General features: G+C 64.1%; 11 protein-coding genes. All 11 read left to right on the forward strand.

Features of this window, described 5'->3' with window-relative positions:
- Positions 1–81 precede the first annotated feature (81 nt).
- Positions 82–1,458: a flagellar hook-length control protein FliK gene (locus tag EOA38_RS18110; RefSeq protein ID WP_126092182.1), complete on the forward strand. Its 1,377-nt coding sequence runs from the start codon at positions 82–84 to the stop codon at positions 1,456–1,458.
- Complete coding sequence (locus EOA38_RS18115) at positions 1,388–1,978, forward strand: transglycosylase SLT domain-containing protein (RefSeq protein ID WP_245464891.1); 591 nt, start codon at positions 1,388–1,390, stop codon at positions 1,976–1,978. Before EOA38_RS18110 ends, EOA38_RS18115 begins: the two co-directional genes overlap by 71 nt.
- A 222-nt stretch (positions 1,979–2,200) precedes the next feature.
- Positions 2,201–2,869 (forward strand): response regulator transcription factor, encoded by a 669-nt coding sequence (locus EOA38_RS18120; protein WP_126092181.1) that lies wholly within the window; start codon positions 2,201–2,203, stop codon positions 2,867–2,869.
- Positions 2,870–3,053: 184 nt separating this feature from the next.
- Positions 3,054–4,310 (forward strand): flagellar hook protein FlgE, encoded by a 1,257-nt coding sequence (locus EOA38_RS18125; RefSeq protein WP_126092180.1) that lies wholly within the window; start codon positions 3,054–3,056, stop codon positions 4,308–4,310.
- Positions 4,311–4,341: 31 nt separating this feature from the next.
- The gene (flgK, locus tag EOA38_RS18130) at positions 4,342–5,796 is read left to right on the forward strand and encodes a flagellar hook-associated protein FlgK (RefSeq protein WP_126092179.1); all 1,455 of its coding nucleotides are present in this window, start codon (positions 4,342–4,344) and stop codon (positions 5,794–5,796) included.
- Positions 5,797–5,799: 3 nt separating this feature from the next.
- Positions 5,800–6,849, forward strand: coding sequence for a flagellar hook-associated family protein (locus EOA38_RS18135; RefSeq protein ID WP_126092178.1), 1,050 nt, complete (start codon positions 5,800–5,802; stop codon positions 6,847–6,849).
- Positions 6,850–6,880: 31 nt separating this feature from the next.
- Positions 6,881–7,228 (forward strand): flagellar biosynthesis regulator FlaF, encoded by a 348-nt coding sequence (gene flaF, locus EOA38_RS18140; protein ID WP_126092177.1) that lies wholly within the window; start codon positions 6,881–6,883, stop codon positions 7,226–7,228.
- Complete coding sequence (gene flbT / locus EOA38_RS18145; RefSeq protein WP_126092176.1) at positions 7,225–7,662, forward strand: flagellar biosynthesis repressor FlbT; 438 nt, start codon at positions 7,225–7,227, stop codon at positions 7,660–7,662. Before flaF ends, flbT begins: the two co-directional genes overlap by 4 nt.
- Positions 7,663–7,664: 2 nt before the next feature.
- Positions 7,665–8,072 (forward strand): flagellar hook assembly protein FlgD, encoded by a 408-nt coding sequence (flgD, locus tag EOA38_RS18150; RefSeq protein WP_127299858.1) that lies wholly within the window; start codon positions 7,665–7,667, stop codon positions 8,070–8,072.
- A gap of 125 nt (positions 8,073–8,197) precedes the next feature.
- Entirely contained in the window at positions 8,198–8,464 is a 267-nt protein-coding gene (fliQ, locus tag EOA38_RS18155) for a flagellar biosynthesis protein FliQ (RefSeq protein WP_027165133.1), read from the forward strand.
- 176 nt (positions 8,465–8,640) lie between these two features.
- Positions 8,641–9,480, forward strand: coding sequence for a hypothetical protein (locus tag EOA38_RS18160; protein ID WP_127299859.1), 840 nt, complete (start codon positions 8,641–8,643; stop codon positions 9,478–9,480).
- The last annotated feature ends 3 nt before the right edge of the window (positions 9,481–9,483 follow it).

The raw sequence follows: 9,483 nt of genomic DNA on the forward strand, positions 1-9,483 counted from the left end.
GCACGATCCCACCGACGCCGCGATGCTCAACGCGCGCCGTCAGCTCGACCAAATTGACCAGTTGCTCGGAGCCGCTCCCAAATGACCAGCATCAGCCAGGCCTTGCCGGGACTCGGCTCTGCCCACGCCCAGTCGCGGCAGCACGCTGCCGACGGGAAGGAAAAAGGCGCGAATTTCGGCGAGATGGTGAATGGCGCCGAGAAGCCGGCCTTGCAGGGCAAGCAGTCGGCGGAGTCTGTCTCCCCGAATGCCCATCCGACACGGCGTCCCCTCGCCGGTCCGGCCAAGACACAGGCTGGCCAGGATGGACAGACCAGGACTGCCGCGCAGAAGCCGGCGACTGGAAAAGCCGCGAAGAACAAAGCTGATGCCGACCATATGAAGGCCGCGGACGATGCCGGTGCGGCGGCGCAATCGTCGGATGCCGCTCCGTTTGAGGATCGCCTGCCCTTGTTGATGGCGCTGGGCGACATCCGCCATTTCGCAACGTCGACAAATGCCGATCGCAGCGGATCGGCCGCCGAGGGAGAGGCTGGGATCCAATCCTCCCTCGGCCAATCCGCCCCTTCGCAGCTCGCGATCCGTCAGGGCAAACGCATATCGGCCGACGCCACCGAAAGCTCCGAGCCGTTGCCGCGATCCGCTCGCGCCACGATGGCGACGGACAAACCCGAACCCGCCTTCGGCCAGAAACCAGCCAGCGCCGGCCCCGCCACATTGGTCCGCAAGGACGACATCGTCCTGCCCGGAACAACTGGAACCGAGACCGACGCCGCAGCGCCGCGAGGCTGGCGGCCGGCAGCCGCCCAGAAGACCGCGCAAGCGGCGCAATCCATCGCATCGCTCAACCAGGCCAAGCCATCCGCCGCCGGGCGCATGGATGTCGTCAGCGAGCAGAGCTTCCCGGCGCCGGCGCAAACTACCATCAGCCAGACGGCATCGGCGCTGGTCGAGGCGATCGCCTCGGACACCGGCGTCCAGCAGACCTTTTCAAGCGCCGCGGCCGCCGCTCAAACGGCCAATTCTGTTGCCGTTCCGACACACGTCCTGAAGATCGAGCTTCATCCTTCGGAGCTTGGCGTGGTGACCGCCAGCCTGAGGCTCTCGGGAGAACAGCTTTCGATTGAGATGAAGCCACAGACGCATGAGGCATACCGCCGCCTGACCGCCGACAGCGACGCGATCGTCAAGTCGATGCGCGGTCTCGGTTTCGAGGTCGATCATGTTACCATCCTGCAACCCTCGATAGCAGTTCATTCAGCCGGCCGCACCGATGCAACCAGCACGCCGCCGATGTCGGCGGGCCGCGACCAGCCTTCGTTCCAGCCAGGGAATTCGGGCGGCGACAGTGCCGGCGGCGGCCGCCAACCGGGAAGGAACGACAGCAATGGCGCACAGGAAATCGGCCGCGCTGCTTCGCCTCTTCGCGAGCGCGCTGGCGACGATATCTATATCTAGCCTGGCTGTCGTTGCCGCCAAGGCCGCCGCCAATCCTTGCGAGCCGGAAATCCTGCGCGCCGCCGACCGCTACGGCGTGCCGGCTGGTATCCTCTATGCGGTTGGCCTGACGGAAACGGGAAAGAAAGGCAGCCTCCAGCCTAATGCCTTGAATATAGAAGGAAAAGCTGTCTTCCCGCACAGCCGCGGCGAGGCGCTTGCGACATTCGAGAATGCCCGCCGCGAGGGCAAGACGCTGATCGATCTTGGCTGCATGCAGATCAATCATCGCTATCACGGCGATCATTTCCGCAGCGTCGGGGACATGCTCGACCCGCACCAGAACGTCGACTACGCGGCGCGCTTCCTGGTCAGCCTCCATGCCCGGCACATGACCTGGTCGATGGCCGTCGCCCGCTATCATGCCGGCCCCGACAATGACCCGGCGCAAAAGATCTATGTCTGCCGCGTCATCGCCAACATGGTCGCCACCGGTTTCGGCAAATGGACGCCGAACGCCAGCGCGTTCTGCAATCAATAGTTGTTGCGACAACGACCCCTGGTCGACCGCCGTCGAGGCGCTCGACGGCCCCAATATCGTCCTCGATCCGGTACCGCCAATACATTTTGCAGCCGGCTTTTATTACGGCTCCCCAAAAAACTCCCAAGAAAATAGCTACAAGAAATGACGGTTTTTCAGGATTCACGCCACCGGGTACCCCTTTCCGCACGGGGCAAATGAGATGATTCGGAGGGCGGGCCGATGATCGTGATCGTTGATGAGCGCGAGCTCGTAACTGAGGGTTATAGCTCACTTTTCGATCGCGAGGGCGTCGCCACCGCGGGCTTCGCGCCGGGCGAGTTCGGCGAGTGGGTGAGTTCCGCCGCCGACACCGACCTCAGATCCGTCAGGGCCTTCCTCATCGGCGACTGCCGCGACGGCGCCATCTCGCCGCGCCAGATCCGCGACCGCACCGGCGCGCCGGTGATCGCGCTCAGCGAGCAGCACTCGCTGGAACACACGCTGCGGCTTTTCGAGAGCGGCGTCGACGACGTCGTCCGCAAGCCCGTGCACATCCGCGAGATACTCGCCCGCATCACCGCCATCCGCCGCCGCGCCCATGAAGAGGCCGCCTACACCGAAGTCGGCTCGATGCGCATCTTCATGGACGGCCGCGATCCGGAGATCGACGGCGAGCCGCTGCCGCTGCCGCGGCGCGAGCGGCGCATCCTGGAATATCTGGCCAGCAATCGCGGCCGCCGCGTGACCAAGACGCAGGTGTTCAACGCCATCTACGGCATCTTCGACGAAGAGGTCGAGGAGAACGTGGTCGAGAGCCACATCTCGAAGCTGCGCAAGAAACTGCGCGAGAAGCTTGGCCACGACCCGATCGATTCCAAGCGGTTCCTCGGTTACCGGCTGGTGTTCTGATGGCTGCCGCCGGCACGGTCCGCGCCAGCCTCGCGCAAGACACGAAGCCTACCCTCATGGCCTCTGACCTAGTGCATGCCGCCCAAAAGTGCGCAGCGGTTTTGGGAGAACGGCATGCATCAAACAAAGACATAAAGCGCGCCGCCCCGACGCGACGCGCTTCGTGCATCGAGGAGATGTATCTATGAGCCTCTACGGAATGATGCGGACCGGCGTCTCCGGTATGAACGCGCAGGCCAACCGCTTGTCCACGGTGGCCGACAACATCGCCAACTCCGACACCACCGGCTACAAGCGCTCCTCCGCTGAATTCTCGACGCTGATCATGCCGACCACCGGCGGCGCCTACAATTCGGGCGGCGTCACGACGACGATCCGCTCCGCCATCAGCTCGCAAGGTGTTCTTCAGTACACCACCTCGGTGTCCGACCTCGCCGTCAACGGCGACGGCTTCTTCGTCGTGCAGGATCCGAGCGGCACACCCTATCTCACCCGCGCCGGCGCCTTCATTCCGGATGCCGAGGGTCGGCTGGTAAATGCCGCGGGCTACCAGCTCATGGCCTACAGCTACGCCAATGGCGATCCGGCCGCGACCGCCAACGGCTTCGAAGGCCTGGTGCCGGTGCAGATCTCCGACCAGGAGATGACGGCGACGCCGAGCACCGAAGGCAATTTCACCGGCAACCTGCCGGCGGGCGCGACCCCAGTCGCAGCCGGCAGCCTGCCGTCCACCAACAGCGCGACCGCCGAATACACATCGAAATCCTCGCTGGTCGCTTACGACAATCTCGGCAACAAGGTGCTGCTCGACGTCTATTTCACCAAGACGGGCACCGGCACCTGGTCGGTCTCGGTCTTCGACCAGTCGAAGGCTACTCCCGGCACGTCCTTCCCCTATACGGGCGGCGCGCTGGGCTCGGCCAACCTCACCTTCGATACCACCACCGGCAAGCTCACCGGCGCGACCACGGGCATCTCCTTCACGGTGCCGAACGGCTCGACCCTCAACCTCGATCTCTCCAAGATGACGCAGCTTGGAACCGGCTTCACGGTCTCCGACGCCAAGGTCAACGGCAATCCTCCGAGCACGATCGAGAAGATCCAGATCAGCCAGGACGGCGTCATCTACGCGCAGTATCAGGACGGCACCACCAAGCCGCTCTACAAGATACCGCTGGCCGACGTTCAGAGCCCCGACAACCTCACCGCGATGCCGGGCAACGTCTACGTGCAGAGCGCGGATTCAGGCGCCGTCCGCATCGGCTTTGCCAATGAAGGAAAGCTTGGCTCGGTCGTCTCGGGCGCGCTCGAAAACTCCAACGTCGATATCGCCGAGGAACTGACCAACATGATCGCGGCGCAGCGCAGTTACACCGCCAATTCGAAAGTCTTCCAGACCGGTTCCGACCTCATGGACGTCCTCGTCAACCTCAAGAGATAACCCATCGGGCGCCAGCCCGTGAAAGACCCGCATGTCGCTTTCCACCGCATTAAGCATCGCCCAGTCGGCGCTCCTGGCCACATCCAAGCAAACCAGCGTCGTGTCGCGCAATGTGGCCGACGCGTCCAACCCGGACTATGCCCGTCGCGTCGCCGTCGTCACCAGCACGGCGCCCGGCGCGCGATCGGTGGAGATACAGCGCGCCGCCAACGACCTTCTGTTCCGCCAGAACCTTTCCGCGCTGTCGGCATGGAGCGGCCAGAGCGCGCTCTATAGCGGCATGGATCAGCTCGACCTCTCGGTCAACGGGGTCGACAATGCGTCGTCCCCGTCGACCGCGATCGCCAACCTGCAGCAACAGTTGCAGCTCTATGCCACGACGCCTTCGAACCAGAACCTTGGCACCGCCGTCATCGACGCGGCCAAGCAGGTGGTGAACTCGCTGAACGGCGGCACCAAGGCGATCCAGGACTTCCGCACCCAGACCGACGGCCAGATCGCGACCGCCGTCGACGACCTCAACTCGCTGCTCAGCCAGTTCCAGGACGCCAACAAGGCCGTCATCTCGGGCACCCGTTCCGGCACGGACGTGTCCGATGCGCTCGACCAGCGCGATGCGCTTCTGAAGAAGATCGCGGAATATGTCCCGGTCTCGACCTTCACGCGCGGCGACAACGACATGGTCATCACCACCACTGATGGCACGACGCTGTTCGAGACGGTGCCGCGGTCGGTGACCTTCACGCCCTCGGCAGGTTACACGGCCGGCACCCCCGGCAATACGATCTACATCGACAATGTGCCGCTTTCGGCGGGCGCTGGCGACAACGCCACCGCCGACGGCAAGCTTGCCGGCATGCTCAAGCTGCGCGACAGCGTCGCCGCGACCATGCAGAGCCAGCTCGACGAAATCGCGCGCGGCCTGATCGCGGCATTTGCCGAGACCGCGCCGTCGCAGCCCGACGCGGCAGGCCTCTTCACCTGGTCCGGCGCGCCGGCCATCCCGGCCGCCGGCACCCTGGTCAATGGCCTAGCCGGTTCGATCAGCGTCAACGCCGCGTTCGATCCGAGCGCCGGCGGCAGCCCCTCGCTGCTGCGCGACGGCGGCGCCAACGGCGCGGCCTATGTTTCCAACCCCGGCAGCGGCGCCTCTTATTCGGACCTGCTGATCGCCTATGGCAACAGGCTGGATCAGCCGATGGCTTTCGACACATCCGCCGGCATCACCGTCAGCTCCGGCGTCTCGGACTATGCCGCCAACGCCATCGGCTGGTTCGAGGGCGTGCGCCAGCAGGCATCGACCAACGCCGACGCCAAGGAGGCGCTGGCCACGCGCACGGCCGAGGCGCTGTCGAACGAAACAGGCGTCAATGTCGATCAGGAGATGTCGCTCCTTCTCGACCTCGAGCACACCTATCAGGCGTCGGCGCGGATGATGAAGACGGTCGACGACATGCTGAACGCCCTGTTGAGCGCGGTGGGATAATCCATGAAAGCGACAGCCGTTTCTTCAGCCGCCATCTCCAACGCCATGCGCTATCAGCAGATGCGCATGCAGGCTGAGCTCGTCAAAGCGACGACGGAATCCCAGACCGGCAAGGTCGCGGATGTCGGCCTGGCGCTTGGCGGACGCACGACCCAGGCCGTCACCTTCCAGCGCGACCTCGACCGGCTGAACGGCATCATCGATTCCAACGCGCTGGTCGGCGCTCGGTTGGCATCGACCCAGGATTCGCTCGGCCAGCTCTCCGATGTCGCGCAGAGCTTCCTGTCGGCGCTGACCGCCGGCGTGTCGGGCGACTCCTCGACCAGCGTCCTGCAGACCGCCGGCGCCTCGGCGCTGCAGCAGATGACCGGCATCCTGAACACCAGCGTCAACGGCGAATATCTGTTTGCCGGCACCAACACCGACGTCAAGCCGATCGACGATTTCAGCGCTGCCGGCTCGCCCGCCAAGGCGGCGTTCGACGCTGCCTTCACCAGCTACTTCGGCTTCACCCAGAACGACCCGGCAGCCGCCAACATCACCGCCGCCCAGATGGACGACTTCATCACCACCCAGGTCGAGCCGCAATTCCTGGACTCCGGCTGGCAAACCAACTGGTCGAGCGCTACCGACGACCAGATCACCAGCCGCATTTCGCTGAACGAAACCACCCAGACTTCGGTCAGCGCCAACGAGCAGGGCATCCGCAAGCTCGCCATGGCGGCCGCCATGGTCAGCACTCTTGTCACCGGCAACATCAGCGAAGCCGCCCAGAATACGATCGCCAGCCGCGCGCAGGAACTGGTCGGCGAGGCCATCGGCGGCATCGTCCAGGTGCGGTCCGAGGTGGGCCTGGCCCAGAAGCGCGTGTCCGATGCCAGCGACCGCATGAAGACGCAGGTCGATCTCTTCGAGAAGCATATCGTCGACCTCGAAGGCGTCGATCCCGCCGAAGCCGCCACCCGCGTGGCCGACCTGACCCAGCATATCGAAACGTCCTTCGCCTTGACCGCGCGCCTGCAGCAGCTCAGCCTGCTGAACTATCTCACCTGAACACATAAACCGGAACGGCAGAGCTCCGACGATGTATCAATTCTCCTACGCCGACATCCAGACCGACTCCGTCGCCGACGCCAAGGATCGGGAGCGGCAATTGCTCACCCGATCGATCGATATGCTGGCCGCGGCGGCTGCCGTCGGGCCGGAGTCGATGGAAGCGGTCGAGGCACTGCACTTCACCAACCGCATCTGGACCACCTTCGTCGAGGACCTTGGCTCCAGCGACAATGCGCTGCCCAAGGAACTGCGCGCCAACCTGATCTCCATCGGCCTGTGGCTGCTGCGCGAGACGGAAGACATTCGCCAAGGCCGCGCCAACAATTTCGAAGGACTGATCGAGGTCTCCCAGATCATCCGAGACGGCATCCAATGACCAACACGCTGAAGATCTCGCTGAAGCCGAACGAGAAGATCTACATCAATGGCGCCGTCATCCGCGTCGACCGCAAGGTCACCATCGAGCTGATGAACGATGTCCAGTTCCTGCTCGAAAGCCATGTCATCCAGGCCGAGCAGGCCTCGACGCCGCTCAGGCAGCTCTACTTCATCGTGCAGATCATGCTGGTGAACCCGTTGGGCGCCTCCGAGGCGCGCGACATGTTCCGCCGCTCGCTGCCGATGCTCATTGCAACCTTCGACAATCCGGACATCTGCAACGCGCTGAAGCAGATCGACCGCATGGTCGGCGAGGATCACATCTACGAGGCGCTGAAGGCGATACGGGCGCTCTATCCGCTCGAGCGCCAGGCACTCAACGGCGATGAAGACATTTCCGAAGCGCCGCGCGCGCTGGCTGTGGGAGCATAAAGATGGCCGTGGACATGACGACGACGATCCCGGTTGGCGCCAACCAGGCAAGTCAGCAGACCTCGAAGACGGCGGTCGACTACCAGTCGTTCCTGAAGCTCTTGATTGCCGAGATGAAGAACCAGGATCCGACCAAACCGATGGATTCGACGCAGTATGTCGCGCAGCTCGCGACCTTCTCGCAGGTCGAGCAGTCGGTGCAGGCCAACAGCAAGCTCGATCAGATCATGCAGTCCTCGGCGCTGTCGCAGGCCGATGCGCTGATTGGCCGTTCGATCACCTCCGCCGACGGCAAGACCACGGGAACGGTGGCTTCGGTGAAGCTCGCCAGCAGCGGCCTGATCGCGGTGCTGCAGGACGGAACCGAGATCCCCGTCGGCGCGGGCGTCTCGATCAAGCCGGCCGCCTAAGCAGGTCTCCCGAAAGTGGGTCCGGTTTCGGGACGAAGACATGCTTGAAATCAAAAAGCCTGAAACAGGTCGCGTGATTCCTTTTTCACGCGACCTGCTTTAGCCGGTTTCGCAAGGGGCTGCCCATGAATGAGGCCGACGCCCTCGATATCGTCCAGTACGCGGTGTGGACGGTGCTTACCGCATCCGCGCCGGTCGTGCTTGTGGCGATGGCGGTCGGCATCGGCATCGCGCTCATCCAGGCGCTGACCCAGATCCAGGAAATCACCCTCACCTTCGTGCCCAAGATCGTCGCCATCATGCTGGTGGTGGCGCTGACCGGTCCGTTCATCGGCAGCCAGATTTCGGCCTTCACCAACGTCATCTTCGAACGCATCGAGCACGGCTTCTGACGCACGCCTGTCCCGGGCGCTGGGCCACTCCACTTGCAGCCTGTCTCGGACGGAAAACCGCTACGCACTTTTCCTGGAATTGCTCTAGATTGTGAGCCGCGCCGACTTCGGCAGCGTCTTTGGAATTCGGACAGACTTCGGGAAGCCATGGATCAGGCAGAAGCGGCCGGCGGGCCATGTGCGGGATAGCCGGCGTCTGGCGAAAGCGCGATCCGATCGGCGCTGGCGATCTTTCCGACATCGCCCGCATGATGCAGGCGCTGGCGCATCGAGGTCCCGACGATCACGATAGCTGGAATGGCGCCAGGCTGGCGCTCGGCCATCGCCGGCTCACCATCATCGACCCCTCGCCCGCCGCGCGAGAACCCATGCTGACATCCGACGGGCAAGGCGTCCTTTGCTACAATGGCGAAGTCTACAACTACCGTTCGCTGCGCAAGACGCTGGAAGCCGAAGGCCTCGATTTCCGCACGGTCTCCGACACCGAGGTGGTGCTCCAGGCTCTGCACCACTGGGGTGTCGAAAAAGCTGTGCCGCTGTTCGACGGCATGTTTGCCTTTGCCTATCTCGATCAGCGCGATGGCGCGTTGTGGCTTGCCCGCGACAGGCTTGGCATCAAGCCGATATCGGTGGCCGACACCGCAGACCGGCTGCTGTTCGCCTCCGAGGACAAGGCGATCCTCGCCTGCCACGACGTCCCGCGCAGGGTCGACGCGCGCGAGCTCACCTTGCGGCTTGCCTGGCAGAGCCGCGATTCCAGCTACAGCGTCTTCGAAGGCATCGAGCGCCTGCCTCCCGCCGGCCTCTGGAAGATCAGCGATGGCGGCATCGAGAAGCGGCGTTTCTGGCATGTGCTCGACGTCCTGGAGACATCACGCATCGTCGACGACCGGACGTCTGACGCCGAGCATATGGCGAGCCTTGAGGCGCTGCTCGAACAAAGCGTCGAGTTGCACTGCATCGCAGACGCCAGCCTCGCCACAGCCTGCAGCGGCGGCATCGATTCCGGCCTGTAGCGC

The organism is Mesorhizobium sp. M1E.F.Ca.ET.041.01.1.1 (assembly GCF_003997355.1).
Lineage (GTDB): Bacteria > Pseudomonadota > Alphaproteobacteria > Rhizobiales > Rhizobiaceae > Mesorhizobium.